Genomic DNA, 25,740 nt, shown 5'->3' on the forward strand with positions numbered 1-25,740 from the left:
AGTCGGCCCGGTCCATGGGCGTGTTCCCACTGAAGTACCCCGGTTGCGGGGGAGGGCGACGGCTCCAGGCGCCAGACACTTGGGGTTCCCACCCCCGCATCGGCCTGGCGTACCGACCCTCCTTCCGCCGTACGGCGGAGGCGCACCGGCCTGTGGTGCGATGTGGTGGTACGGGCGCGGACGGCACGGTGGTGAGTGGCCGGGGATCCCCGGCCGGCGGACCCGGTGAGGGTTCGCCCCCGCCACTTCCGTTGGAGGAAGCCATGCTCCACACCCGCGCCCGCATGCGCCGCCCTGCCCTCGTCGCCGCCACGGCCCTCATCGTCGGTGCGGCGACCGCACTGACCCTGGGCACCTCGGGCGCGGCCACCGCGGTCGAAGCCGCCGCCGGAGCCCACGCCGTGGCCGGGCACCATGCTGCCCGGCACACCGTCGACGAACCACTGCTCAAGGGGTCGGCCAAGCTCAAGCGCGAGCCGGGCGACAACGTCCACTTCACCATTGACGCCCACGGATTCGCTGACAAGGCACGCGGCACCTTCTACGTGAGTCACCACGTCGGCAAGCAGTGGGGCGGCTACTTCAAGGGCCGCATCGACTGCCTGGTGACCGGCGGCCCGGTCGCCGTCGCCACCGGCATCGTTTCCGAGTCGCACTTCCAGGGCGCACCAGGCATGCCGGACATCGGCAACCTCAAGGGCAAGCGATTCGGCTTCACCGTGCTGGACGACGGCAAGAAGGACCGGCTGGGCTACAGCTGGGCCGTGGACGGCCTGCCGAAGAACAGCGTCGGCAAGTGCTTGGGTTCCGCCCCCTTCGAGACCCTGGAGAAGGGGGACTACACGGTCCACCACTGGATGCCGCCGCGCAAGCCCGCCAAGCACGGAAAGTAACGTGCCGTACCGGCTCTTGACGGTACGGCTGCTTGGCCGGGCCTGCCGGCATGCCACCGGAACGGCGTTCAGCGCACGAAGGCGATCTCCGGGAAGTGGCGCGAGGGACCGTCGAGCAGGTCGCTGTGCTGGTGGCGCAGGTGCTTGTCGAAGAAGGCGGCGACGTAGGTGCGCTGGACCTCGATGGAGCGGTTGGGGTCGATCGTGCCGAGTGCCTGCTGCATCACTTCGGGGGTTATCCCGAACGCGCCCGGCGCCTGGGGGAACAGGACCTGGTTGTCGACGAAGGAGTTGTGCCCGGAGCCGCGCAGCTTCAGGTCGAGCCGCTCTCCGTGCAGGTTCTCCCAGAGCCGCGCCCAGCTCCCGTCGGTGTTGCGGTTGTGGTGCTCGGAGCTGAACAGCATGTAGGGGCGGTCGAGCCGCTGGTGTTCCGACCGGCCGAAGAGCTGGCCGTCCAGGTTCACGCCGGCGTCGATCCTGGAGTCCGCGTGCATGGCGGCGGCCACTGATCCGCCGCCGAGGGAAGCGCCGAACATCCCGATGTGCTTCGTGCTCACGGCCTGGGTCAGCCCGTGGGGGAGCGGCTTGTGTTCCACATCCGGGTTGTGGCCGCGGGCGATCTCGGCCAGCTGGTTGATGACGAAGTGGGTGTCCGCCGCCCGGACGTCGATCAAGTCGCGCGATTTGGTGCCTGGCGGCAGCATGCTCACCTCATGTCGCCCGCCGGGGAACACCACATCGCCGGTGTCGTGGGTGTGGTCGATGGTGACGACCAAGTAGCCGCGGCTGGCCAGGTCCTGAACCAGTGCCGTGCCCGTCGCACGGTTCCCACGCCCGCCGGGCGAGTACAGCAGCACCGGCAGCTTGCCGAGTTTGCGGTCAACCGGGGCGCCGGTGTGCCCGGCAGTGGTGGGCAGGGTCACCCCACCCGGCAGCACCTGCTGGCTGTTGGGGAGGAGCGCGGCGGGATAGCGGGAGGTGTGGGTGGCCGGGTACCACAGTGAGACCATCAACTCGCGCTGCTGTGTGGGCACCCACGGATCCATGCGCTTCGTGTCGCGCAGGTGGAGGTCGACCGTCCCGACGCGATGGCGCCCGGTCGGGGCGGGGAGGGTCAGCTGACCCGGGGCCGGCGCCACCTTCAAGGACGCCGCCCGGCGCGGGTGTCGCGCCACATCGCCCAAGTGCGCCGCCTTGCGCGGGGCTTGTGCCGCGTCGTCCAAGGCCACCAGCTGGCCCGGGGATTGCCCCGTGTCGTCCAGGGCCGCCGCCGTGGTCGTGGCTGCACTGGTGGTCTTCTCCGCGGCGGTGGCCGGTGCCACCGCGGCGCCCAGGGCGAGGGTCAGTAGTCCTGTGGTGCCGGCGACCCGGGTGCGCAACCGGCTGTGGCGCCTTCGTGCGTGCTTCATGGGCGGCCCCCTCCATGGTGGTGATCGACACGTGATCAGCGATCGGCTGGCGGTCATCGTATAGGCAGTTTTGCCATGGCCGTGCCAACCCGGCGGATAGGGCGGCGAGTTATCCTCATGGTGGTTGGTGAGAGGGGCGTTGCTGACGCGTCCAGAAATGCACGGTGGCGGCTTCGAGCCCCGTCCGTTGCCGGGCCTGTGCGACCCGCCTTTTCGCGCGGGCTCGTCTGCGCGGGTAACGGTCTCTCGGCGCCGGGGAGTATGCCCTGAGGTGAGCGGCGCCGAGTGCCGGTACGGGGCGCGGGCGGGAGAAGAGCCCTGGTGCGGCCGGTGGAAGTCGTCAGTTCCCGGCAACTCGGCACCCTCGTAGACTCGTCGCAGCAGCAAAGGCGCGAGCCGGCAGAGGGCCGGCGGGAGTGGCTGTTCCGTCGCCCCGGCGCGAGGGCTTCCGGTGCGTCTTCCCCGGTCAGGAGGCCTCTTCCGGAAGGGCTGATTCACGCCACCGTCGGATGGCGGCCCTCGGGCCCGGAATTGCGACTGCGTTGCCCGCCGTTTTCACTGAGTGTTTTTGTTACGCGTCAGTGTGTGATCGCTGGACCTCGCCGACCGCCCGCTGCGGGCTCACGGATTCCCCGAGAAGGGGCAGTTTCAGGGGTGGTCGGCCATGGATGCGCGACTGTGTGTGACGCGGCGAATGCGGACGGAAAGGTATCGACAATTACCCGGACCGCAGCGGATGTTGGAAATTGCGCCGCGGAGGGTCGAGATCCGTGAGGCATAAGCTACCTTTCCCTACGGTGAGTTGAGCGCAGTTCCGCTGGGCCGGTATACAAGGCCCGGCACGAAAGGCTTGTGCTTATCCCGTGCTCACCGTATTGATATTGGGCGAGTTGCCGCACGGCCATCCCCCACGTTCCGAGAGGACGCTGTTCTGCACGCTGTTGCCCGCGCGCCCCGTCCGCACCGCACCCGACGCCGTGCCGACATGCCTCTGCTCGGAGGCGTCCGCCCACCGATCGCCGCACTGCTCTGCGCCCTGCTGGCAGTTGCCGGGTTCACCGCACTCGGTCTCGGTACCGTTCACGAACAGGACGTTCCGCAGGCCTTGCGCGACGCCGAACGCCGGATCGCCGAGGACGCCGCCGACTCGGTCGGGACCGCCATCGACGCAAGAGCCGCGGCAGTGCGCCACTCCGCGGCGTCGGAAGCGCCCGCCGGCAGCCGCACTCCGGCGGCACTTCTGCGCTCCCTTCTCCCGACCGGGCACCCTGCGGGAGGCGGTGTGCTGCTCGACCCGCACACCGGCAGACCGCTGGCGGCCAGCGGCGAAACGGTGCCGCTGACCGGGGTGGATGTCCCGGCACTGGTGCGGTCCGGTGGCACGAAAATCGCGCCCCGCCTGGTGCTTTCGAGCCGTGGCGAACCGCGGCTGTTGCTCTTCGCCCGGGTGGCCGTATCCGCCCCCGGCGCCAAGCAGGACGAGAACAACGACCAGACAGGCGACCTGAGAGCGGATCAGAACGACGAGGAGAACGACCTCCTCCTCGTCGTCTCGGAGAAGGTCGCTGCTCCAGCGGTTTACGGAGTGGGGCGCACCGGTCAACTGGTGGACCGGAACGGAAAGGTGCTCGCCACCGCCGCCCCCCCAGGGACGGTGCCGGCGCTCCGTACTGACCACCATGATCTGCCGGCCGCTGCGGCACATACCGCGAACGCCGCGAATGCCGATCTCCGCACCGACGACGTCTCGGGCAGCGTGCTCGGCGACGGTCACGACGGCCTGCGCGAGGTCACGGGATGGGCATCGGTCGCCGCGGCGGACAGCAAGGGCGACGCCTCCGGCCTGGGGCTGACCGTCCTCACGCTCAGGGAGGTGCCCCCGGCGAAGGCGGGCGCCGACCATACGTGGTTCGCCCTCGTTGCCGCGGGTGCGCTGGTACTGATCGCCGTGCTGGTCACCCTGGTGCTGTGGGGCGGCATGCAGCGTGCGCTGCTGCGGCTGCACCTGTCTGCTGCCCGACTGGCCAGGGCGGCCGGTCACCTGCCCATGGCGCGGGAGGAGTTGGCGCGACCGGTGCCGACCGTCGCGTTCGGGGAGTCCGGCAGGGTCAGCAGGGCGCTGGAGTCGATACGTCGCCAACTGCTCGGCGAAGCGGGACCGGAGCCCGTGCGGCCGGTGCGCCGCCGCCCCGGTGTCCGGGCTCTGGTCCTCGTCTGCGCGCTCGTGATCGCCGCGTGGGGCATACCGCTGCTGTTCCTGCTCAACCGTGCACCGGCGGCCAAGGCCGTACCGGCAGCCGCCGTCGCCGACCAGCAGGCACGCACCGAGGCCGCCGCCGACCGGGTGCGGCGGTCCCTCGGCCGGAGCTGTACCGACCTCGCGGCGGCGGCGTCAGCCCTCTCCGGCGCGCCCCGCGAGCGGGCGACGGAGGTGCTGCGGCGCGCACACGCCGACCACCCCACGTTCCGGTCGCTGTATGTCCTGGACCGCACCGGAGCCATCGTGCTCCGGGTGGGCAAGCAGCCCCTGCGCACCCTTGACCACGCGCCGACCGGCGAGGGAATCGCCCAGGTCAACACGTCGGGGCCGATCCCCGCGATCGCCGCCTACGCTCAGGTCCCGGCGGCCCGGAAGGCCAATGGCGCCAAGGGCGCCAAGGGCGCCAAGGGCGCCGCCCCGGCCGTCGTCGTCGCCGAGATCGGCGTGAACGCGCTGAACTCCCTGGTCGCACGCGAGGGGCTCGGCAGCGTGTGGCTGACCGACGAGCACCACCGGGTGCTCGCGGCGAGCGTCGGCTTTCAAGCCTTCCAGGCTCTTCCCCACCGGGGCCTCACCCGACTGGTGGCCAGGACCGAGGCGGCACCCGGAAGCACGGGCACCCCGGCATCGGCCGTACTGCGCGCGGGGGCGGCCCCTGGCGAGGGTCCGTCGGTCGCGGCCGCGGCGCCACTGGCACAGAAGGGGCCGATCGCCGGACTCGGCTGGCGGGTGGTCTCCGCCGAGCCCGCCGCAGCGCTCAAACTGGCGGCGTTCCAACTGCAGGCGCGCACCATGCTGGCCGGTCTGCTCGCGCTGTCCGTGGGCATCGCCTGCCTGGGCTGGCTGCACATCGTGGTCGTCAGGCCGCTGCGCGCCGTCACCAGATGCGCGGAGCAACTGGCCGGCGGTGACCGTCGCACCGTGTTGTACCCGGTCCACCACGACGAGTGCGGCTCGGTCACGCGCAGTCTGGAACTACTCCGGCAGGCGCTGGTGGACCGGGACCGCGGTGGCGGAAGTGCATCTGTGCCCTCTGTCCCTGCCCCCTCGTTCCGGCGCGGCGGCCCGCCGCAGCAGTGAAGGACCAACTGACGTGCTTTTCCTCTATGTTGTGCTGCTGTTGAGCTGTGCCGTGCTGCTGGTCGCCGGCGTGCTGGAGCAGCGGCGTCACTACGCCGCGCTGGCGCAGGTACCCACTCGGGTGCTGGTCAACGGCATCCGCGGCAAGAGCTCGATCACCCGGCTGTGCGCGGGGGCGCTGCGCGGCGGCGGACTGGTCACCGTCGCCAAGACCACGGGCACCGCTGCCCGGTTCATCCACCCGGATGCCACCGAGGAGCCGGTGTACCGCAAGTTGGGCATCGCCAACGTCGTCGAGCAGATCGGCATCGTCCGGCGCGCGGCGGCATACCGGCCGGACGCTCTGGTGATCGAGTGCATGGCGGTGATGCCTGCACTTCAGGAGATCAACCAGGAGAAGCTGATCCGTTCCACCATCGGCGTGCTGTGCAACGTGCGTGAGGACCATCTCGCCGAGATGGGGCCGACGTTGGACGATGTGGCCCGCTCGCTGTCCCGGTCGATGCCGGTCGGAGGGGTCTGTGTCACCGCCGAACAGGAGCGGCTGCACATCCTCAAGGAGGAGGCGGACAAACGGGGCTGCCGCCTGATCGTGGTGGACCCGGAGACGGTCACGGATGAGGAGCTGCGCGGCTTCAGTTGGTTCACGTTCAAGGAGAACGTCGCCATCGCGCTGGCCGTGGCCGCACTGCTCGGCGTGGACCGGGCCACCGCACTGCGCGGCATGTGGGAGGCGCCGCCGGACCCCGGTGTGCTCTCCGTCGAGCGCTACCGCACACCGGACGGCAAACGGCTGCGCTTCGCCAATGTCTTCGCCGCCAACGACCCCGCCTCGACGTTGATGAACGTCCGTCAGCTGGAGGAACTCGGTGCGATCCGCCGCCCGCTGAACGTGGTCATCAACTGCCGACCGGACCGGATCGAACGCAATGGGCAGATGGGAGCGATCATCCCGGACCTGGACCCGGAGACGGTCCTGCTCATCGGGCATCCGACCAAGAGTGCCCGCGACGGCATTCCGCCGGGCTGGTCGTCGGGGCGGGTGGTCGACCTGGGCGGCGACCGGCGTGACGCACAGGAGCTGACGCGCGCCATCCTCGCCGAACTGGGCCCGGATTCCTCGCTGGTGGCCATCGGCAACATCCACGGCCAGGGCGAATTGTTCCTGGAGCACCTCGGCAAGCTGCCCGCTGACGACGTCGACGAGCCGCTTCCGGTCGCGCCCCCGCCCGAGCCGCAGCCGTACCGCTGGGTGGCCTCGCTGAACCGCCCCAGGTCCGGCGCGCACCTCCCGAGCCCAAGGTCCGGCGCGCACCTCCCGAGCCCCGCCTCCGCCCACGCCGACGCCCTGTCCCGGCCGACAAGGAACTCCCTGTGATCCCCGTCAACGTCACTCCGCAGACCATCGCGCTGGGGATAGCCCTCGGACTGGTCTTCTCGCTGGTCTGCTATCTGACCACCAACCTCTCTCCCGGCGGCATGATCACCCCCGGCTGGCTGGCGCTGACCCTCGTCACCGATGTCGTCCGGGCCGCCATGGTGATCGGCGTCACCGCGCTCACCTTCCTCGCGACCAAGCTCCTTCAGCGCCATGTGATCCTTTACGGGAAGCGACTGTTCGCCGCCGTGGTGCTGTCCGCGGTGCTGCTCCAGACCACGGTGCTGCTCGCGCTCCAGCACGAGTTCCCGCTCCTTTACACCGCCCAGACCCTGGGCTTCATCGTGCCCGGCCTCATCGCGTATCAGTTGGTCCGCCAACCGCTGGCCGCCACCGTGATCTCCACCACGGCGGTGACCCTCAGCACGTATGTGGTGCTCGTCGCCGGGTTGCTGCTGGGGGCGCTGCCCGTCGGCTGAGCTCGCCGCACCGCCGCCCTCGAAGCCGGTGAACGAACTCGCATCCCAGCCCGACCTCCCATGAGAGACCCCGACATGGCCACCACCGCCCTCGCCCGGGACCCCGCCGGCCGCCGCCGACGCGCCACCCGGCGCCGTCAATTGCCCCTTGCTGAAGGGGAGTTGCCCGCCCTTCTGCTCATCCTGGCCACCGCCGCGGTGCTCTACGCCTGGGGCATCGACCGTGCCGGGGTGCACCCGTACTACAGCGCGGCCGCGCGGTCGATGGCGGCGAACTGGCACGCCTTCATCTTCGGCGGGCTCGACCCGGGCGGCTCCATCACCGTGGACAAGATCCCCGGTGCGTTGTGGCCGCAGGCGCTCTCCGTCATGCTCTTCGGACCGCACAACTGGGCAGTGGTGCTGCCGCAGGTCGTTGAGGGCGTACTGGCCGTCTGGGTGCTGTACAGGATCGTCCGTGCCTGGGCAGGCCCGTGGGCGGGGCTGCTCGCCGCGCTGGTTCTCACGCTCACCCCGGTCACCGTCGTACTCGACCGGCACACCATCCCCGACACCCTGCTCGTCCTGCTGCTGCTCCTCGCCGCGGGATCGCTGCAGAAGGCCGTCACCACCGGGAAGCTGCTGCCGCTGATCGTCTGCGGAACATGGGTGGGACTGGCCTTCCAGGCCAAGATGCTCCAGGCATGGCTCGTCCTGCCGGTCTTCGCCGCGGTGTACCAGATGGCAGCGCCCGGCTCCCGATGGAACCGGGCCCGGCGGCTGCTGCTCGCCGGGGCCACCGCACTCCTCGTCTCCTGTGCCTGGCTGCTGCTGGTGTGGGCGACCCCCGCAGCGGACCGTCCCTACATCGACGGGACCACCAACAACAACCCCTTCACCCTGGTCTTCGGCTACAACGGGCTGAGCCGCTTCGGCCACGACCCGAACGCGCTGGGCGCCGTCGCCGGCACCGCGGCCAGCCGCACCACCGACAACACCGGTTGGACCATGCTGGTCAACGAGAGCGTGGGCCCGCAGATCGCCTGGCTCCTGCCGCTCGCCGTACTGGCCTTGGTGCTGGGTGTGTGGTGGCGCACCGGACAGCCGCGTACCGACGGGCCGCGGACGGGGTTCCTGCTCTGGGGAGGCTGGCTGGTGATGCACGTCGTGGTCTTCAGCAACTCCAACGGCAATCACGGCTACTACACCGCCGTGGTGGCCCCGGCCCTCGCCGCGCTGACCGGTGGCGGAGTCGCCCTCTTCTGGGCCGAGTACCGCGCAGGTGGCCGACGTCGAGCGGCGCTGCCCCTCGCCATCGGGCTCACGGCGCTGTGGGCGGTGGCATTGGAAGGCCCGCACAGCGACTTTGCGCCCTGGCTGCTGCCGATGGTGCTGATGCTCGGTCTGTGCGGGACCGTCGGCCTGTGCACCCGCGGACCACGCACCCCACGACGGGCGGTGCAGGGTGCCCTGGCAGCCTCCCTGGCGTCCGTACTGCTCGCCCCGGCGGTCTGGGCCACCTCCAGCCTGGACCCGCGCTACGCCGGCTCACCGCTGTCGCCGCTGGCCGGACCGGTGGGACCCGACTACCGCGACCGGCCCCACCATCGGGCCACGTTCCGGCGCTACCCCTTGAGCACGCCGTCCGCACGGGACGCCGCGCTGCTGAAGTACCTCTCCGCGCACCATTCCGGGGAGAAGTACCTGCTCGCCACCCAAGCCGCCTACGGCGCCGAGCCCCTGCTGCGCGCCACCTCCCAACCCATCCTCGTGATGGGCGGCTTCACCGGCCTGACCCCCTACCCGGCCGCACGACAGCTCAGTGACCTGGTCGCCACCCACCAACTGCGCTACGCCCTGCTGACCAGGCGCCGCCCGTCCACCCCGGCATCGGCCTGGGTAAAGAAGAACTGCACCCCCCTCCGCCCACGCACCTACGGCCGAACCTCGGACGGAAGCTTCACCCTCTACGACTGCCTTCGGCCAGCCCGCTGAACGCTCCCCGCGGGCCGGCGCCTCCGATGGCACCGCCGCCGGTCGTGCCCGGCACAAGGCCGCCAGTGCGGGCCCAAAGGCCCTCCCGTATGAGCCGTCGGCGGCCGGCGCAGCACCTCTGACCAGCCCCTTTGCGCCGACCGGCGAACGAGCGCCTTCTGAGGTAGTTTTTTGTTGAATCGCCTATATCCCGCCTGCCCCGCTCGTAAGCGGGCGGGGCAGGCGAGCAAGGAGGTGCGCACCATGCGCACACAACACATCAAGCGCTCACTGGCGGCCGCTGCCGCCGGCGCCCTGCTGGCCGGCGGCGCTGCCATCGGAACGGCCGGCACCGCAACGGCCGCTCCGACCGCAGCCCCAACGACGGTGGCCACCCAGCACGCCAAGTGCGTCTGGCACAAGGGCTACTGGATCAAGCACTGGCAGAAGGGGAACTGGGAGTACCGGTGGCACAACGGGCACTGGAGCAAGCACTGGAAGCCCGGCCACTGGGTGAAGGTCTGGCACAGCGGCTACTACATCTGTAAGCGGTGAGCCGGCCGGCTCACGACTGACCCCTGACGGCGCCGCCCGCGGCGATCTTCGCGAGCGGGCGGCACGGGAACGCCCCTGGCCTCCCTGGTGCTACCGGGTCCCGGAATGCGCCTCGGCGAGGGCGGTTCTGATCGCTGCCACCAGCACGAGCCATTGCTCGCGAACCGGAAGGCACGCCATACCGTCGAGGTCTTCCTTGAGGTCGGGCAGCGAAGAGTGGGAACAGTCGTGGGAACGCTCGCGGGGAGGGTCGCGGCGGAGCACCCTGAAGGTGCTTTTGACCAAGCCGTACCGGTATTGGAGCTCGGCGATATCGGCGAGGGGAATCGTGCTTGTCCTGCCTCGCTTTGCATGAGGGGCGGTGGCACCGAAGGAGAGTCTCACCTTCTCCCCGTCGAAGGACGCCCAACCATGGGTGCCTTCGGCGACGTACGGTGGCGTGCCGGAGCGTACCAACGCGGGTGGACATGCATGGTCCTGAGCGTGGGTCTGTGCGTGGGTGCGGGTGCTCGCGGCCTTGCTCGCCGCCTCGATGCGCCCGCGGATCTGCTCGGCGACCGCCTCAGCCTGTTTCTGATCACCCGGCTTGATGAGCAGGATGTTCAGGTCCTCCCACTCGGTAGCGGGATCCACCGAAGGCTTGAGAAGGTCGGCCCCCTCACGCACCACGAGGTGCAGTGATTGTTGCCCGATGGGCGAGGCGAGGTCCAACTCAACTCCTGCCAGGGCCGCATACGGGTAGCTTCGGCTTCCCAGCGCCGCCTTCAGACGTTCCTCTTCCTTACTGCCATACGCGAACTCCACGCGGTCCTCGTAGGCCGTGACCTTTCCGTCGAATCCACGGACGACGGCGGGCACCGGAGTGACGGCACCCGTACGCGGGTCCGGCACGTGGACCGACAGGGGCGCCGGGGAGCCATCGGAAGCATCGTCGAAATCCTCGAAATGACACGGCCAGATACTGCCGGACGGCCGAGTCGGATCGTCTCCCAGTTCTGCGCGCCAACGGTCGATGACTCGCCTGCGCAGGGATGTCTCCAGAGCGGACCTGTGCGACCAGCCCGTCCGGAAGACGAGGGGTTCAAGGCTCGGTGTTCCGGCCGTATCGAAGCGGACCGCCGCCCGGATGGTCCTCCTGCCGTACAGCGACAGCATCGTGGGCCATTCCGGCAGCTCGGTGTGGGGGAAGCGACCGCGCATCCGTGCCCGGAGCCGGAATCTCTCGTAGTGGTGACCGTCCCCGCAGACGACGATCAGCAGCCGCTCCAGGGGCAGGTCCGCCAGTACGTGTGCGTATTCCCAGTCCAGCCCGTCCGAGTCGCCGGTGGTGATGACCACGAGCGATGCCGTGTGGATGAGTTCGCCGGCGATCCTCTTCCACCCGCTGTCGCGCCGGCGGTAGTAGATACGCTGCGCACCGAGCTGGGGAAGCCGGTCCGTGGGGTCCCCGATGGCGATCACGGGTGCGACCTCGGACAGCGCCCTCACCAGCAGTTCCTCCTCACCCAACTTCGGCATCCCCAGAACGGTCAACGGACCGTGGGACACCATCTCGCGGGTGCGAGGGTCCACGTCGAATCCGCGCAAGTAGAGGATGAACGGCTCCTGCGGCACGACCAGCTCGGTGAAGTCGGCCAGTTCCGTCACGTTCCCGGCACCGGCCAGTTGCCGTCCCCGCTGTCGTACCCGGAACCCCACCCCCACGAGTGCCGTGCAGGGATACGTCATCCAGGCATGGCCATCGAATCCGTAAACGATGCCCAGCGACGACACCAGCATGAGGGTCGACCCGGCGGCGACGAGCTCGCGTGCTTTCACCGCACACCTCGGGTGCGGGACGTGCCTGCTGCTCCGAGAGCCGGCACCGTACGTGCACGGAAGACCCCCGGCTGCGTGCGGTTGGCGGCCTGGGACCAGACGCTCTGCCGATTCCAGACCATTGACACCACGGATTCGCCGACCTCGACCACCGTCTGAGTTTGCCGGACTCTCGGCCCCAGGGACAGAGGGCCACTCACGGCTCGGTCCGCGATCGATGGTGGGTGTAGCTCCGTCTCGGGGGCAGCTGATCTGGGGTGTTGCGACGACCGTTGACCAGCCCGGGGTGTCGTGGTGGGCGGTGCTCGGTCGGGATATTCGATGGTCGCCGCTTGTTGAGGGTGGTCATACTGCAGCGATGGATCCAGTGACTCTTGAGACCGGCCGTCTGGTGCTGCGGGCCTTCACACCTGCCGACGTGGATGCGGTGTACGAAGCCTGCCAGGACGAGGACATCCAGTTCTACACCCCGGTGCCGGTGCCGTACCGGCGTGCGGACGCGGAGAGGCTCGTCGGCGAGAAGCTGCCCGCTCAGTGGGCCGAGGACAGGGACTACACCTTGGGCGCGTTCCGCAAGGACACCGGCGCCCTGGTCGGCTCGTACTGCCTGACCCTCGTCAGCCGCGGCGTCTGGGAGCTCGGTTACTGGGCGGTCAAGGAACAGCGCGGACGCGGGTACTCGGTGGAGGCCGCTCGGGCCCTGTGCGACTGGGGCTGGGCCACCCTCGACGTCCACCGCATCGAGTGGTGGGCCATGGCCGGGAACACCGGCTCGCGTGCCGTCGCCGAGAAACTCGGCTTCACTGTCGAAGGGACACTGCGCAATCGCGGCATCGCCAACGATGGCAAGCCGCACGACTGGTGGGTGGGCGGACTACTGAGGCCCTGATGCTCGATGTGGCGGGATGGCGTGGCACATGGGCGCCGGGGACGGTGGACCGGTCTACCGTACGCATCGTGAGAGTTCTGATCCTGGGCGGTAGCGGCTTCTTGGGCTCTGAGCTGGCCCGGCAGGCGGTAACAGCAGGGCACATGACGGCCGCGACCTATGCGACCAAGCCCGGCCACACTCGCGAGGTTGCCTGGTACGCCCTCGACCTGCGGGACCCTGGGCGCATCGACGCGGTCATGGCCGAGGTCGGCCCGCACCTCGTCGTCAACGCATCGAGCGGCAAAGCGGATTGGGCGGTCACGGCCGAGGGCCCGGTCCGGCTGGCGATGGCCTCGGCGAAGTACGGCAGCCGCTTGGTTCATGTTTCCAGCGACGCGGTGTTCTCCGGCGCTCGCGTCCACTACGACGAGTCCTGCCTGCCCGATCCCCTCACCCCCTACGGGGCGGCGAAGGCCGCAGCGGAAACCGGGGTCCTCCTCGTGCATCCGCAGGCCGTCGTCGCCCGAACCTCGTTGATCATCGGCCGCGGCCAGTCCCTCCACGAACGTGCCGTCCACGACCTTGTGGCCGGTACCCGCGACGGCGCCCTGTTCACCGACGACATCCGCTGCCCGGTTCACGTCGCCGATCTCGCCGCGGCCCTCCTGGAGCTCGCATCGCACGACACCACCGGCATCCGCCATCTCGCAGGCGCCGACGCGGTGAGCCGCCACGAACTCGGTGTCCTCATCGCCAGGCGCGACGGCCTCGACGCCTCCCGCTTGCCCGCGGGGCTGCGGGCCGACAGCACACTTCGCGGCGCCCTCGACGTCCGCCTGGACAGCCGCGCGACCCAGCGCACACTGCGCACCCCGCTACGCGGCGCCCGCCAGTTCATCACCGCGGCGGTTTGAACGCCTCACCCATGCGCACGCCCGGACCGGGGACGCGTACTACCGACCAAGCGGTGATCGGCGAAGGAACTGCCGACGAAGCAACTGCGGACGAAGGAACTGGCGCGCCGCAGGCCGGGCGTATGGCGTCCGGGGTAAGCCCCTTCGTGGGGAGCCCCGCCGGGCCTCCGGTCAGGCCGACGGTGGGTGTGTGTCGATCGCCAGACCGTCCACGAGATCGCGTACAAGACCTGCCGCCTGAGTTCGGGCCTGGTCAGGGTTGTCGGTCTCGGCGATCGCGAGGGACAGTTCGGTGAGGGCGCCGTAGAACGCTCTGGCGATCAGTTCGGCCGGGTGGGGCCGGATGCGGCCGGCGTCGAGCGCGGTGTGCACGATGTCGAGGACCAGGCCGCCGAGATGGCGCTGGTCCAGTTCGCGCCATTGCTGCCAGCCGAGGGCGATCGGGCCTTGCTGCAGCACGATGTGGCGGTAGGCGGGTTCCATGCAGATGTCGAGGAACTCGTCGACGGCGTGGTCGGCTCGCTCGCGGGGATCCGAGACGGGGTCGATCGCCGCCGTGATGCGCTGCGTGGCCTGACGCTCCAAGTCTTCGAAGACGGCCTCGAAGAGTCCCAGCTTGCCGTTGAAGTGGTGGTACAGGGCGCCGCGGGTGAGGCCGGCGGTGCGCACCAGCTCTTCCGCCGACACGCTCGCATAGTCACGCTCGCTGAAGAGGCGCAGGGCGGTGTCGAGCAGGGTGCGGCGGGTGTTCTCCGCGTATTTCTCTCGCAGCGTTTCCACCCGGCATGGATATCACATACGCTCTGCATGTCAGATTCACTCTGTATGTGAGTTCTGGGTGTGAGGTGACGATGGGAAAGTCGGTGGACCTCATGGATGTCGTGGATGTCGTGGTCGTCGGGGCGGGAGAGGCGGGCCTGGTGGCCGCTCGCGACCTGGTTCAGGGCAGGGCGGAGGTGCTGGTCCTGGAGGCGCGTGACCGGGTCGGTGGCCGGCTTCTGAACGACGAGTTGCCCGGCGGCGCCCCCATCGAGGTGGGCGGACAGTGGGTCGGCCCCGGGCAGGACCACGTGATGGCGCTGATCAAGGAGCTGGGCCTGCGCACCTACCCCACCCATGCCGACGGCGAGCACATCGCCGAGATGGGCTCCTACCGCTCCCGGTACACGGGCCGAATACCCCGGCTGAACCCGCTGGTGCTGGCAGACATCGGACAAGTCCAATACCGCCTGGACCGGCTCGCGCGCCACGTCGCCGCCACCGATCCGTGGCGGGTACCCCGCGCCGAGGAACTGGACACCCAGACCTTCGGCACCTGGCTTCGCAAAACCGCGCACACCGCAGGCGGGCGGGCTTTCTTCCGGCTGGTCACCGAGGGAGTGTTCTCCGCAGAACCCGAGGACATGTCCGCGCTGTGGGCCGCCTTCTACGTGGGCGGTGCCGGCGGCCTCGACGCACTGATCAACACCGTCGGCGGGGCGCAACAGGACCGAGTGGTCGGCGGGACACAGCGCATCGCGTTGAGGATGGCGGAGGAACTCGGTGACCGGATCGTCCTCGACGCGCCGGTGACCGACATCGCCTGGCGGAACTCGGGCGTCCACGTCGTCACACGCAGCGGCCGGACCGTGCGCGCCCGCCGGGCCGTGGTCGCGGTGCCGCCACCGCTCGCCGCGCGCATCCGTTTCACCCCGGGCCTTCCGGGCGACCGTGATCAGCTCGTCCAGCGGATGCCGATGGGCAGGGTCATCAAGGTCAACGTGGCTTACGACGAGCCGTTTTGGCGCCGTGCGGGCCTGAGCGGCCAGGCGAACAGCACCGATCGCTCCCTGGGTACGGTGTTCGACAACACGCCGTTCGGCGGCTCTCCCGGCGTGCTTGTCGGCTTCCTCGAAGGCCGGCACGCCGATACCGGCGCACGTATGGGCTTAGACGAGCGGCGCGCTCAGGTGATCAAGGACCTCGTCGGCTATTTCGGCCCTCGGGCCCGTAACCCGGTCGCCTACATCGAACGCGACTGGGCGGAAGAGGAGTACAGCCGCGGATGCTATGGAGCGTTCGCCGTGCCCGGCACCCTCACCCGCTTCGGTCCGGCCCTGCGCAAGCCGGTCGGCCCGCTGCACTGGGCGGGTACGGAAACCGCCACGAAGTGGGCGGGCTACATGGACGGAGCCGCTGAATCAGGCCACCGCGTCGCGGTCGAGATCCTCCCTGAACTCTCCTGATACCCACTACGAAATCGTGAGCACGGCCCCGATCGTGAAGCATTGGTCATTGCTGCCGAGTTGGGTCGGGTGACGGGTGTCTTTCCGAAACCGCATTCCCCGCACCACGTACGGGGAATGCGGGACCGCCGGTATGCCGGTAGGCCGGTATGCCGGCATGGCTTCGCGCTGGCCGGAGCCGGGGAGGGGCGGTTAGGAGGCGTTGGCGTTGGCGTTGGCGTTGGCGCGGTTCACGATCTCGTCAGCCAGTCGCCGCAGCGGCGCGTTCCTCACCCCTGCGTCGGGACCGCTTGCCGTACATCGTTGTCCACAGAACGAGGGCGCCGAGCACGCCGTACATGAGAATCGGGCTCAAGACCACCACGGTGTCGGTGCTCATGACGTAGGCCAGCGCGATTCGGACCGCTGCCTCCAGGCAGTACGCCACGCCCCAAACCGTCGTCATCGTCCGCACGGTGCTGCGGAATCCTTCGAATTGCCACAGGCCGTTCCACCAGGCGGTGCTCGCTGCCGTGCCGTCGGTGGCGAACTTGCGGCCGAAGTAGAACATCAGGGGGCGCGGCGCCATCAGCGTGGCCAGGCACAGCAGCCCGAACAACCCGCTGATGGCCGAGTCCTTGACCAGCAGTGCCTGGGTCGAGTGGGAGCCGATGAGCGACACCACTGCGGTGAGCACCAGGAACACCAGGGTCACTACAGCGAATTCGTCGAGACGGCGTCGCCACACGAGGTGAACGGCGCTGTCGACAACCGGCCAGGCACCGCCTGCCAGCAGCGCCGCGAACTCGCTCCAGCCCTGATCGCGCAAGGCGTTGTACGTGATGATCGGGGCGGCCACGTTGAGCGCGATGGTGAGCACCCAGCCGACGATGGCGGCGCCTTGGGACCGGGCGGGGGCCCCGGGTGTTCCTCGGCTTGCACCGCTGGCGCCGCTTGCGTCTCCGGTGCGCTGGGTCTGTCTGGTCCGGTCGTGTGGTCGTGAGCGAGCATGGTTCCCCCTGGGAGTCATTGGTGTGTGCGACCCGGGGCACGCAAAACAGGCGCGCGGCAGGAGACAAGCTCCCCAGGCCACGCGCCAGGCCCCCCGATAGGGCGTGATCATGCATGACCGAAAACCATCTGCGCAACTGGTCCTGAGAAGTATGTCCTACGTGGCGAGGTGGGCAGGTGTTTGTGGCGGCGCAGGGGTGCACGAGCGGAAGAAAGACCAGGTAGTTGCGGAGATCTCGTTCCTGGCGGGGGAGAGCCTACGGTCGCCGGGCAGGTGGGGGCGGCGCGCTCGATGAGACGAGGGCGCCGTCCCACCGATGGCTGGTCCTTGTCTCCTTGAGCGGCACGATGCGGACGCCAATGCGGATTATGAGCCCAGGTGTCCCTGTCCCGTAGACCGTTGCCAGCGGCGGTTGCCGAGCTCACGAGGCGGCTTGCGCTCGGCAGCAGCGACCGTGGGGGCCGTGTGCGCTGGTCCCTTTCGGTGGCGACGCCGGGAGGCGGAAACGACCTGCTCAGGCGCCAAGGCATCGAGGCGGAACAGCCGGCACTCGCATCAGTCTCCGGTACAGTCACCCTGTCTCCCGACGACGCCTGCATCGACGTCGACAAGCTGCAGGACATGGCAACCGCCGCCCACGACGACAGGGTCACCTCCATCCCCACTGTCTTCGGGCGCCCGCACCTGGTGGCGGTCCACGCGCACTCGCACATCCCATCCGGCTGCGCCTGCTGCGTACCCTGGCCCGCGGCCCGCACACCACCGGTGAGCCGGCCCATGCCTGGGAACTGCCACTCCTGGAGGTCTCCCGCCACCTTGCCGTCATGCGTCGCCCGGGCCTGCTTTCGACCAAGTCCAACCTCGTCCGCCAGGAGCTTCGCGTACTTGCCTTCCCGTCCCGCACGGGATCCATGAACGTCCGGAGGCGAAGGAGCGACTCCTCGTCGGTGGCGTCGGTGGCGCGGGAGCGGGTTGTGCGGCTCTTGCCCTGCATTTCAGGCAGTGCAACACCTGCGGTGCCCTCATCGGATCGGTACTACGGGCGCTGTCCCCAAGACCCACGGCTCACGCGGCCTGAGCTGGCGCTGGCCGTCGTCTTGGTGCTGTTCGCGCTGACCGCCCCCATGAAGGTCACCGCCACCATCGGGCTCTTCGCCGCCGGCGTCGCCGGATTCAGCCTCGGCCCGATCATGCAGACCTACGTCATGACACCTCACCGCTCTGGCTCGGCGCCCTGCTCGCCCTGGCCGGACTCGTCCTGGCCGTCGTCCTCACCACGACCACCCACCGCGGTCAGGCCACCGTGACCCAATCCGTACCGCAGCCCCAGCTGACCCATCGGGAATGAAGGAGGACAGAGCGCCAGAAGCGGCGCAGCTGTCGGAAACCACCGGCCCGCGTGACGCTCCCGCGACTGCCGGGTGGTCTGCGATACGGGGTCCTGAGCGGGAGCGGATCGGCGGCATGCCTTTGACCAGCAGGCACGCCCGGTATCAGGTGTGACTCCGACAGCAGTCCGAGCCGGCTGTCTGAGCCGGTGATGTGGGCCGTTGGTGGCAACGTAGCCGGCGCTTGCTTGCGCCTGCTGCTGGGGCACCCACCGACGTCGAACAATGGGCCCGGTCCAGACGCAAGGATCTGTTTGCGCGGCATCGAGAGGAACGAGCGATGGGCAGAGCCGGACATCCGGATCGTAGAGCGTTGCTTGGCGTCGGACTTGCGGGCGCCGCGGCCGCGCTCACGGGGTGCTCCTCGACGAGGACCGCCTCGACGACCAACGCTTCGCCCGAAGCGCGGGCCGTCCAGACGGCCACCGCCTCACCCCAAGCACGGCCGACCACCCCCGCTGCGGCATTCGCGCGGCTGATGGCAGGTAACAAGCGCTGGATGAGCGGAGACCTTCACCACCCTGACCGGGACCCGAATCGGCGTCAGCTCGTGGCTCAGGCGCAGGAACCATTCGGGGCGATCCTCTCGTGCATCGACTCCCGAGTACCGCCTGAACTCCTCTTCGACACCGGCCTGGGTGACCTCTACGTGATGCGCACGGGCGGAGAGGCGGTCGGCCCGGTGGTCACGGGCTCTGTCGAGTACGGGCCCATGACGAGTGGTACCCCGCTCGTCGTGGTCCTCGGGCATCAGCGCTGCGGCGCCATCGAGGCGGCGTACAAGTCTCTTCGTGACGGCAAACCGCTGCCGGGCAACCTGCAGGCGATCGTCAAGGCCCTGCAACCGGCATACGAGCAGGCCGTCCGCGAAGGCGGCGCCGACCCGGTCGAGACCATGGCCCGCGCTCAGGTCAAGCTGACCGCAGCCGATCTACGCTCCAACCAGGACTTGGCCCCGCTCGTGGCAAAGGGCACCCTTGCCGTGGTCGGCGCCTACTACTCACTCGACACCGGCAAGGTCGAAGTCCTGGGCGGCGCGCCTTCCTGATCGGCCGGCCAGACAGGCCGGCCTGGGGTACTGGGCTGGGCGGTCTTGATGGCCCGTCCCTATTGACTCCAAGTGGCCAGGGCGTGGTCCTGGGCTCGCCATGGCATGAGCCGATGACGACCGTGTAGAGCTCCCACCGGCCCCCGGACGAGAGGCTGAAGGCTGCCCGGGCCAACTCCCGATGGCCGGTCCGCCCAGAAGCGCGTCGGTTACGTCGGCCCGGCTGGAGTAGAGGTCATGGTGTCTGTCGGTGACAACCGATCTCACACCGACGTGACGCGGGTGCTCGGGTGCACTTCGCGTTCGATGCGCGGCATGATCTCGGGAACGTAGATGTCCTGGATAGCTGCGCCGGAGTCGTGGGTCTCCCAATGTTCCCGACTCGCCCAGCGCTCGACCAGGACAAACCGCGCGGCATCCTCGTCCGATTGGTACGCCTCCCAGCTGACGCAGCCGTCTTCGGCCAGGCACAGCGGACGCATACGGGCCAGAGCGTCCGCAACGTGGGCTATCTCTTCGGCCTTGGGCACGCGGATGATGACGATGAGGTCGAACACCATTGCTCCTCAATCGAGGGAGGACACAGCCCGAGCACCCTATCGCGACGGGCAGCTGACCTGCGTGAACACCGTGGAACGGGAACACTGGTGCCGCGCCGCCGAAGTTCTGCCGATGGTGCCAGCGCTACAAGACGCGCAACACCGTCGAACGGGCCATCAACAGGCTCAAGAACTTCTGGCCGATGGAACTGCGCTGACGGCTTCTTCGAGGCCTACTGGCGCCGACCCGAGGCGTACCTGGAAGACCATGTGCGCCGTGCGGTATCGGTATGGACCAGAGTCGGACCGGAGGCCGAGCAGCGTGCGGTGAACAGACTCCGCGACGACCTTTCGTCAGGCCGGTGGGCTGAGCGCAACCGCGACCTCGTCGCCCTCGACGCGGCAGAACTCGGCCTCCGCCTACTTGTCGCCTGAACCATCGTGTGCGAGAACGCCGCAAAGGAACTGAACCGCCGGACTCAGTAGACGTTGCCGCGGCGACGCTTGGGCTCGAAGGCGCGCTCGTCCTGGAGGTCCTCGTCGTACAGGTCGAGCATGGACCGGTCGGTCCGGCCCATCAGTCGCCTCAGGGCACCCTCGGAGCGTTCTACGTGGCTGATGGCTGATGGCTGATGGCTGGCGGCTGGCTGGCCGGCCGGCCGGCGGATCACGTGTCTGTCTCGGGTTGCCGTCGTTGGCATGCTGCGTGTCGGGTAGTGGTGTTCCAACTCGCGTTCTAATCAAGGTACTTCGACTGTGGCATTGAACGCGCCCCACCCCTGGCCCAGAATATGGTCGGCCACCATGGGGGTGGTCCCTGAAGCATGGTGGTGCATGCGATGAGGGCAGTAGATGTGTCGAGGATCGACCGTCGCGTGAAGGGCGAGGTGGCACGGAGGGGACTGTTCCTCGTCTCACCGGACCCGGATCCCTACCATCAGGATGTTTTTGTCTTCGTATGCACGGATCCGGACCCCGGAGACTGCGGTTTCACCAGGGTGGGACACGTGTCCACAGCGACGGGGGCGAATCACGCCGTCTACGTGATGGACGGCCGTGATCGCAGCGCGGCCGTATCGCTCTCCCAGATCCGAGCCCCCTTCCCGACCTGGGAAGACGGGATCATGGCTGTGCTTGCCGCGTTCGATCGCTGGCACTGACGCAGGCCGCACTTCGTGGTCTCGACGCTGTCGTGATGGACAGGGCGGCCAGTCTTGGGACTGCCCTGCAGGTCCTCACCGGAGTCATTCGCCTCCTCGTCCGGCTGGTAGCGGGCCGCTCGCGTCGCCCAGGTATCCGGGCCGGACGGTGACGGCCCCCCGCAGTCCGCGAGCTATTGGCCTCGGGCTCGTACGGCACGGCCGGGCGGGGATCGAAATCCCCCCTGCGGACGATGGTGACTCGGACCTGGGGACGACGGCACGCCGGAGGCGCTCGCCTAGCATCCGGGTCATGAACAGTGAGCTCTTCGGCGCCGAGTACATGGCACAGCCGGCCACCGCGCCGGGCATGACGCAGCAGAACGCGAAGTCGATCAAGTACGCGGTGAACGGCGAGTGCTACGCACGGCAGGGCGCGATGATCGCCTTCCGCGGCGACCTGCAATTCGAGAAGCAGGGCCAGGGGGTCGGTAACTTCCTCAAGCGGGCCGTGACCGGCGAGGGGCTGGCGCTGATGGCCGTACGGGGCCAGGGCGAGGTGTGGTTCGCGCACGAGGCGGCGAACTGCTTCATCGTGGACCTGGCGTCCGGCGACAGCATCACGATCAACGGCCGCAACGTGCTGTGCTTCGACCCGTCCCTTTCCTACGAGATCAAGGTGGTCAAGGGCGCCGGCATGGCCGGTGGCGGAATCTTCAACTCCGTCTTCAGCGGCCAGGGCAAGCTCGGCGTGATGTGCGAGGGCAACCCCATCGTCATACCCGTCTCCCCGCAGGCCCCGGTCTTCGTCGACACCGACGCGGTGGTCGGCTGGAGCAGCGCCCTGCAGACCTCGCTGCACCGCTCCCAGAGCATGGGGTCGATGCTCCGCGGCGGATCCGGCGAGGCGGTCCAACTGCGCTTGGACGGCGATGGGTTCGTCATCGTACGACCGAGTGAACTGCGCCCGGAGAAGGCCGCGGGGAACTGAGGCGGGAAACTGAGGCGGGGAACTGATCCGGACGTACGGGGGTGAGGCTGTTGGTCAGGGTGGGGCGGCCCGGGCGTAGCGCGGGATGAACGACCTTGACCAGCGGGAGCTGCGGCGACACTCGGCTCGGCGAGTGCACCGCCTTCCCGGCCGCGCTCGCCGCGGCCGCCTGAGAGGGGACGCGCAGCAGGCCAGCGCCGGGATCCACGTTGCGGTCGTCGGTCGGCGCAGCGGCGTCCCTTTTGCTCAGGCGCGCACCAGCCCGGACCAGCTCTACGCTCACCCCGCGACGCTCACCCCGTCCTGGGCACGCGCCTGTGTCTGACCGCGCCCGCCCCCCTCATCCGACCTCGTCTCCAAGATCGATTGTCAGTGGTGGGTGAGACGATCGGTGCATCGAGTCGGAACAAGGGGGAGCGGCTATGTCCGGAAACCAGAACTACATCAATCACGTTGCTCTTGTGTTGGATGCCAGTTCGTCGATGTCACATCTGAGCCGCAAGGTCGTCGACGTCGCTGACCAGCAAATTGCTTACCTGGCCCGCCGGTCGAAGGAACTGGACCAGGAAACCCGCGTCACGGTGTACGTCTTCGCAGACACGGTGGAGTGCGTCATCTACGACAAGGACGTGCTGCGGATGCCGTCCCTGAAGCAGCTGTACCGGGTCGGTGGAATGACGGCCCTGCTGGCGGCCACCCTGAAGTCGCAGCGGGAGCTGGCGCAGACAGCTCAATTGTACGGCGACCACAGCTTTCTGACGTTCGTGCTGACTGATGGCCAGGAGAATGCAAGTCATCACTGCGTGGACGCCCCTGCCAGGGATCCGCGTGAACTGATCCGGGCCGTGGCCAAGATGATCGAGACGCAGGAGGACAACTGGACGCTAGCCGTCCTTGTGCCGGATCAGATGGGCAAGCGCGAGGCCACGCAGTGCGGTTTCCCGAAGGACAACATAGCCATCTGGGATGCCACGAGCACCCAGGGGCTGGAAGAGGCCGGGCAGGTCATCCAGCAGGCAACCGAAAAGTTTATGGTGGGCCGGAGCCAGGGCATCCGGGGATCGCGGGCGGTGTTCTCCATGGGTGCCGAGGCTGTCAACGAGGACACCATCAAGGCAGCCGGTCTCATCCCGGTGAATCCGTCCGAATACCAGCTGGTTCCGGTGGCTCGCGAAGCAGCGATCCGGGAGTGGGTCGTCGAATGCGGACACACTTACCGTACCGGTTGTGCGTTCTATCAGCTGAGTAAGTCCGAGAAGATCCAGGCGAAGAAGCAGATCGCGGTCCTGGAGAAGAAGACGGACCGGGTGTACACGGGGCCGGAGGCTCGGGCGCTGCTCGGCCTGCCGGACAGGGAAGTTCGCGTCAAGCCGGACCACAACGACGACTTCACGATCTTTGTGCAGAGCACGAGCGTGAACCGGAAGCTGGTACCGCAGACCCGGCTACTCCTGATGAGCTGACGCCTGGGGAGCCCCGCCGACTGACGGGGCTCCCTTTGCCTTGAGCACGCCTCCTGGGCCAACTGACCTGCTGCGGCTGAGTGGGCCGGACCAGGCACCACGGTACGGCGATGGGCAGCGCTCTGCCGCGTGGTCCTGGTCGTGGCGGGCGGCCCAGCAGTGGGAGGAGCGTGGGAGGTGGCCGTACGCCCTGGCCCGCCGTCGTGGCCGATGTCAGAATCGGAAACCCAGACGGTCGGTCAGTGCCTTCCTTTGCTCAGGTGTGGCGAGCAGCATGATGGTGTCGTAGACGCGGTATGTGTCGCGGTCAAAGCCGACGCTGTGCCATTCGCGGGTATCGTCGTCGTGGGCGGTGTAGGCGATGGCGTTGCAGGCGGCCTCGTGGTCGTAGTAGTCCTCCGCGAAGTGCTCGGCTTCGATCGTGACGACTTCTCCGTCCCGTTCGAACTCCAACGTGTCGAACCGGCCGTCCTCCAGCTCCTCTTCGCCCTCGATGAGCCGGACATGGGAGATGGTGACCGAGTTGTCCGCGACCTCGGAGGCTTCTTCCAGAAGAGCCTCGTAATCGTCGTATATGGAGTCGATGTCATCGGCGTGCACCGAGACCGCGACCCCGAAGTGTACGAGTGCCCTGGCCGCCTGGTATTGGTGCACCTCATCGTGTGCCCAGTCGGCTGCCTCTTCGAGGCCGCGGCGCCACCGCTCCTCGGACACCATGCCGATCTCGTGAAGGACTACGCCCACCTGCGCATAGGTAAACGATGACATGAACGATGACGTGAACGATGAAGCGTTTGACATGACGACGAGCTCTCTAGGAAACGGCGCTGGTCGGGTTTCACTTCCAGACTTATGCCTCGTCGCAGGGAATGTGAAGATCGGGCCCGTCGACACCGGGCTGGTGCCTTCTCGGGTCGCGCGACGGATCAATCTCCCTCACCACTACACCGAGCAGGCCGAGAAGCTCACCTCATAGGACGCCGGCTGAGTCGGAGTGTGCCGTCAATCCTGGCGGTAGGTGTTGCCCTGCTCGTTGATGAGTACGTACTCGGAGTCGAGGGCGGCGGCAGCGCGGGCGCGTTCCAGCAACTCGGTGAGAGGAGGGAGTGGGGCCAGGCCGAGGCGTTCGAGGAGTTCGGCGCGCATCCCCGGCAAGTCTTCCAGCTCAGCTGCCTCGATGTATTCCGCGTCGTCCTCGTCGCGGAGAGCTTGGAGGGCCTGTTCGTCCATGATGCGACCCTCCTCTTCCCAGTGCAGGGCTTCATCGGCGCACGGCAGGCCGATCAGGAGGAGCAGCGCGTCCCGGAGGGTGGTTCCGATCAGCCCGGCGGAGCCTTCGGAGTCGGCGAAGAGTACCGGGCGGTCCTCGTCGTCGCCTTCACCGCAGAGGAAGTACGTGCCGCCGCTGTGGTCCTTGGCGATCGGATCCAACGGGACGCCGGAGGCCAGTCGCACCGGTTCCACGTGGGTGAGAGGGCCGAAGGCCGCGACGAGGGTGTCGAATTCGAAGGGAAAATCGGCCAGCTGCGCGGCTTCGGGATCGACCTTGAGTCGCTTGAGCAGTGATTCGGAAGTCTGCACGAGTGGACCCTACAGGGGGCTCTGACAGGGTGGGCCGGAGGTTACGGGCCGTACCGGTCATCGCGACACGGCGAACGGTGCTGCTGCGTCATGTGCTTCTACTCGTCGCTGGCCTGGCCTTCCTCCACAGGTGTGGTGATCCCAAGGTCGATACGCATGACGTGCCGCATTCTCCACAAGGCGTCCCAAAGCCTTCTCGTGTCCTCTCGCGCTGCTGCCACGCTCTCTTCCTGATCGGCGACGCCCCTGTCGAGCCGTTTCAGTAAGCCGTAGAGATCGCCCAAGCCGCGGTTCACCGTACTGGCGGCCGCCAACACCTCATCAGGCAGCACCATTTGGGCCTCGGCGTGGCGCAAGCGGTGGTCCCTGCGGGCCCGGTCCAGGTCCGACCGTAATTCCTCGGTCACCTCGCCCGCTTGCAGGGCGTGGAGGAAGTTCGTCGTCACGGTGATGTAGTCGCGGGTACCGGCGTTCAGGGCGGCGTAGCACGTTCGCCGTGCCTCAAGCCGAGCCTGTCGAGTGGCGTACTCGCGTTCCTCGTCCTTGAGCTGCTTGGCATGCTCCAGATCACGTGCTCTGGCCCGATCAGCGCTGCGCTGCGTGAGCAGTGCTGACGCGAGCGTGCCGCCGATCCCCAGAACTGCGACCGCGACCTCACTGATTGAGCCACCCATGCCGCCCCCCGGATTCGCTCGGCCCGCAGAGACTGTACTGGGGAGCCGGCGTTCGCAGGCAGGAGCACACCTGGATCGGAGCACACCTGGA

The 25,740-nt window shown here is 68.4% G+C and carries 23 protein-coding genes and 2 pseudogenes; 17 read left to right on the top strand and 8 right to left on the bottom strand.

Going from position 1 to position 25,740, the window contains the following annotated elements; translation table 11 throughout:
* Nucleotides 1-263: 263 nt before the first annotated feature.
* Nucleotides 264-893, top strand: coding sequence for a hypothetical protein (locus tag IG62_RS0101275; protein WP_234326131.1), 630 nt, complete (start codon nucleotides 264-266; stop codon nucleotides 891-893).
* 68 nt (nucleotides 894-961) lie between these two features.
* Here the strand turns inward: IG62_RS0101275 and IG62_RS0101280 are convergent, their stop codons facing one another.
* Nucleotides 962-2,302, bottom strand: coding sequence for an alpha/beta hydrolase family protein (locus IG62_RS0101280; RefSeq protein WP_234326133.1), 1,341 nt, complete (start codon nucleotides 2,300-2,302; stop codon nucleotides 962-964).
* Between the two features lie 985 nt (nucleotides 2,303-3,287).
* Here IG62_RS0101280 and IG62_RS0101285 point away from each other — a divergent pair.
* From IG62_RS0101285 to IG62_RS0101305, 5 genes are all read left to right on the top strand, one after another.
* On the top strand, nucleotides 3,288-5,642 hold the full coding sequence (locus IG62_RS0101285) for a HAMP domain-containing protein (protein ID WP_030796433.1): 2,355 nt from the start codon (nucleotides 3,288-3,290) through the stop codon (nucleotides 5,640-5,642).
* A 13-nt stretch (nucleotides 5,643-5,655) separates the two neighbouring features.
* Nucleotides 5,656-7,020 carry a poly-gamma-glutamate synthase PgsB gene (pgsB, locus tag IG62_RS0101290; protein ID WP_030796436.1) on the top strand — a complete coding sequence of 455 codons (1,365 nt, stop codon included), beginning with the start codon at nucleotides 5,656-5,658 and terminating at the stop codon, nucleotides 7,018-7,020.
* Nucleotides 7,017-7,499 (top strand): poly-gamma-glutamate biosynthesis protein PgsC/CapC, encoded by a 483-nt coding sequence (locus IG62_RS0101295; RefSeq protein ID WP_030410105.1) that lies wholly within the window; start codon nucleotides 7,017-7,019, stop codon nucleotides 7,497-7,499. Before pgsB ends, IG62_RS0101295 begins: the two co-directional genes overlap by 4 nt.
* Nucleotides 7,500-7,574: 75 nt before the next feature.
* On the top strand, nucleotides 7,575-9,473 hold the full coding sequence (locus IG62_RS0101300) for an ArnT family glycosyltransferase (protein ID WP_030796439.1): 1,899 nt from the start codon (nucleotides 7,575-7,577) through the stop codon (nucleotides 9,471-9,473).
* 243 nt (nucleotides 9,474-9,716) lie between these two features.
* Nucleotides 9,717-10,007: a hypothetical protein gene (locus tag IG62_RS0101305; RefSeq protein WP_051797388.1), complete on the top strand. Its 291-nt coding sequence runs from the start codon at nucleotides 9,717-9,719 to the stop codon at nucleotides 10,005-10,007.
* A 90-nt stretch (nucleotides 10,008-10,097) separates the two neighbouring features.
* Here IG62_RS0101305 and IG62_RS0101310 read toward each other — a convergent pair whose 3' ends face one another.
* On the bottom strand, nucleotides 10,098-11,825 hold the full coding sequence (locus IG62_RS0101310; RefSeq protein WP_030796445.1) for a DUF4429 domain-containing protein: 1,728 nt from the start codon (nucleotides 11,823-11,825) through the stop codon (nucleotides 10,098-10,100).
* Nucleotides 11,826-12,183: 358 nt separating this feature from the next.
* On the opposite strand from IG62_RS0101310, the gene IG62_RS0101315 reads away from it, so the two are divergent.
* Together IG62_RS0101315 and IG62_RS0101320 are read left to right on the top strand one after the other, a co-directional pair.
* Nucleotides 12,184-12,714, top strand: a complete 531-nt coding sequence (locus tag IG62_RS0101315; protein WP_030796448.1) for a GNAT family N-acetyltransferase — start codon at nucleotides 12,184-12,186, stop codon at nucleotides 12,712-12,714.
* A 68-nt stretch (nucleotides 12,715-12,782) separates the two neighbouring features.
* Entirely contained in the window at nucleotides 12,783-13,610 is an 828-nt protein-coding gene (locus IG62_RS0101320; RefSeq protein ID WP_030796451.1) for an SDR family oxidoreductase, read from the top strand.
* Between the two features lie 171 nt (nucleotides 13,611-13,781).
* On the opposite strand, the gene IG62_RS0101325 is transcribed toward IG62_RS0101320, so the two are convergent.
* Nucleotides 13,782-14,390, bottom strand: coding sequence for a TetR/AcrR family transcriptional regulator (locus tag IG62_RS0101325; protein WP_037837625.1), 609 nt, complete (start codon nucleotides 14,388-14,390; stop codon nucleotides 13,782-13,784).
* Nucleotides 14,391-14,437: 47 nt separating this feature from the next.
* Here IG62_RS0101325 and IG62_RS0101330 point away from each other — a divergent pair, with 47 nt between their 5' ends.
* Nucleotides 14,438-15,835, top strand: coding sequence for a flavin monoamine oxidase family protein (locus IG62_RS0101330; RefSeq protein WP_199812385.1), 1,398 nt, complete (start codon nucleotides 14,438-14,440; stop codon nucleotides 15,833-15,835).
* A gap of 241 nt (nucleotides 15,836-16,076) precedes the next feature.
* On the opposite strand, the gene IG62_RS0101335 is transcribed toward IG62_RS0101330, so the two are convergent.
* Nucleotides 16,077-16,694 carry a VC0807 family protein gene (locus tag IG62_RS0101335; RefSeq protein ID WP_234326135.1) on the bottom strand — a complete coding sequence of 206 codons (618 nt, stop codon included), beginning with the start codon at nucleotides 16,692-16,694 and terminating at the stop codon, nucleotides 16,077-16,079.
* A gap of 636 nt (nucleotides 16,695-17,330) precedes the next feature.
* Between IG62_RS0101335 and IG62_RS48160 the strand changes: the two are divergent.
* The 3 genes and pseudogenes from IG62_RS48160 to IG62_RS0101345 form a co-directional block, all read left to right on the top strand.
* Nucleotides 17,331-17,710 (top strand): annotated as a pseudogene (locus tag IG62_RS48160) (DUF5937 family protein); the annotation flags it as partial.
* 132 nt (nucleotides 17,711-17,842) lie between these two features.
* Nucleotides 17,843-18,133 (top strand): hypothetical protein, encoded by a 291-nt coding sequence (locus IG62_RS48165; protein WP_234326194.1) that lies wholly within the window; start codon nucleotides 17,843-17,845, stop codon nucleotides 18,131-18,133.
* A gap of 559 nt (nucleotides 18,134-18,692) precedes the next feature.
* Nucleotides 18,693-19,262, top strand: coding sequence for a carbonic anhydrase (locus IG62_RS0101345; RefSeq protein WP_030796466.1), 570 nt, complete (start codon nucleotides 18,693-18,695; stop codon nucleotides 19,260-19,262).
* A gap of 263 nt (nucleotides 19,263-19,525) precedes the next feature.
* Here IG62_RS0101345 and IG62_RS0101350 read toward each other — a convergent pair whose 3' ends face one another.
* Nucleotides 19,526-19,822, bottom strand: a complete 297-nt coding sequence (locus IG62_RS0101350) for a putative quinol monooxygenase (RefSeq protein WP_234326136.1) — start codon at nucleotides 19,820-19,822, stop codon at nucleotides 19,526-19,528.
* A 183-nt stretch (nucleotides 19,823-20,005) separates the two neighbouring features.
* On the opposite strand from IG62_RS0101350, the pseudogene IG62_RS48170 reads away from it, so the two are divergent.
* The 4 genes and pseudogenes from IG62_RS48170 to IG62_RS0101370 all read left to right on the top strand — a co-directional run.
* Nucleotides 20,006-20,236, top strand: a pseudogene (locus IG62_RS48170) (MerR family transcriptional regulator); the annotation flags it as partial.
* Between the two features lie 572 nt (nucleotides 20,237-20,808).
* Nucleotides 20,809-20,961 (top strand): hypothetical protein, encoded by a 153-nt coding sequence (locus IG62_RS46950; RefSeq protein WP_158794938.1) that lies wholly within the window; start codon nucleotides 20,809-20,811, stop codon nucleotides 20,959-20,961.
* A gap of 292 nt (nucleotides 20,962-21,253) precedes the next feature.
* Nucleotides 21,254-21,931, top strand: coding sequence for an AIM24 family protein (locus tag IG62_RS0101365; protein WP_030796475.1), 678 nt, complete (start codon nucleotides 21,254-21,256; stop codon nucleotides 21,929-21,931).
* 422 nt (nucleotides 21,932-22,353) lie between these two features.
* On the top strand, nucleotides 22,354-23,394 hold the full coding sequence (locus IG62_RS0101370) for a vWA domain-containing protein (RefSeq protein WP_030796484.1): 1,041 nt from the start codon (nucleotides 22,354-22,356) through the stop codon (nucleotides 23,392-23,394).
* Between the two features lie 213 nt (nucleotides 23,395-23,607).
* On the opposite strand, the gene IG62_RS0101375 is transcribed toward IG62_RS0101370, so the two are convergent.
* Nucleotides 23,608-24,138, bottom strand: a complete 531-nt coding sequence (locus tag IG62_RS0101375) for a hypothetical protein (protein WP_234326138.1) — start codon at nucleotides 24,136-24,138, stop codon at nucleotides 23,608-23,610.
* 22 nt (nucleotides 24,139-24,160) lie between these two features.
* Between IG62_RS0101375 and IG62_RS46955 the strand changes: the two genes are divergently transcribed.
* Nucleotides 24,161-24,370, top strand: a complete 210-nt coding sequence (locus tag IG62_RS46955) for a hypothetical protein (RefSeq protein WP_158794939.1) — start codon at nucleotides 24,161-24,163, stop codon at nucleotides 24,368-24,370.
* 26 nt (nucleotides 24,371-24,396) lie between these two features.
* Here IG62_RS46955 and IG62_RS0101380 read toward each other — a convergent pair whose 3' ends face one another.
* A complete protein-coding gene (locus tag IG62_RS0101380) occupies nucleotides 24,397-24,975 on the bottom strand; it encodes a hypothetical protein (RefSeq protein WP_030796490.1) in 579 nt (192 codons plus the stop codon).
* Nucleotides 24,976-25,073: 98 nt separating this feature from the next.
* Nucleotides 25,074-25,649 (bottom strand): hypothetical protein, encoded by a 576-nt coding sequence (locus IG62_RS0101385; RefSeq protein ID WP_030796493.1) that lies wholly within the window; start codon nucleotides 25,647-25,649, stop codon nucleotides 25,074-25,076.
* Nucleotides 25,650-25,740 lie beyond the last annotated feature (91 nt).

It is taken from the genome of Streptomyces sp. NRRL S-337 (assembly GCF_000720175.1).
In the GTDB taxonomy this organism is placed as follows: Bacteria; Actinomycetota; Actinomycetes; order Streptomycetales; family Streptomycetaceae; genus Streptomyces; species Streptomyces siderophoricus.

What these genes read in the sequence shown, in the direction of transcription:
- IG62_RS0101275 (WP_234326131.1), top strand. Translation starts at nt 264, where the DNA reads ATGCTCCACACCCGCGCCCGCATGCGCCGCCCTGCCCTCGTCGCCGCC.
- IG62_RS0101280 (WP_234326133.1), bottom strand. Translation starts at nt 2,302, where the DNA reads ATGAAGCACGCACGAAGGCGCCACAGCCGGTTGCGCACCCGGGTCGCC.
- IG62_RS0101285 (WP_030796433.1), top strand. Translation starts at nt 3,288, where the DNA reads ATGCCTCTGCTCGGAGGCGTCCGCCCACCGATCGCCGCACTGCTCTGC.
- IG62_RS0101300 (WP_030796439.1), top strand. Translation starts at nt 7,575, where the DNA reads ATGGCCACCACCGCCCTCGCCCGGGACCCCGCCGGCCGCCGCCGACGC.
- IG62_RS0101305 (WP_051797388.1), top strand. Translation starts at nt 9,717, where the DNA reads ATGCGCACACAACACATCAAGCGCTCACTGGCGGCCGCTGCCGCCGGC.
- IG62_RS0101315 (WP_030796448.1), top strand. Translation starts at nt 12,184, where the DNA reads ATGGATCCAGTGACTCTTGAGACCGGCCGTCTGGTGCTGCGGGCCTTC.
- IG62_RS0101345 (WP_030796466.1), top strand. Translation starts at nt 18,693, where the DNA reads ATGGCAGGTAACAAGCGCTGGATGAGCGGAGACCTTCACCACCCTGAC.
- IG62_RS0101350 (WP_234326136.1), bottom strand. Translation starts at nt 19,822, where the DNA reads ATGGTGTTCGACCTCATCGTCATCATCCGCGTGCCCAAGGCCGAAGAG.
- IG62_RS0101365 (WP_030796475.1), top strand. Translation starts at nt 21,254, where the DNA reads ATGAACAGTGAGCTCTTCGGCGCCGAGTACATGGCACAGCCGGCCACC.
- IG62_RS0101370 (WP_030796484.1), top strand. Translation starts at nt 22,354, where the DNA reads ATGTCCGGAAACCAGAACTACATCAATCACGTTGCTCTTGTGTTGGAT.
- IG62_RS46955 (WP_158794939.1), top strand. Translation starts at nt 24,161, where the DNA reads ATGAACGATGACGTGAACGATGAAGCGTTTGACATGACGACGAGCTCT.
- IG62_RS0101385 (WP_030796493.1), bottom strand. Translation starts at nt 25,649, where the DNA reads ATGGGTGGCTCAATCAGTGAGGTCGCGGTCGCAGTTCTGGGGATCGGC.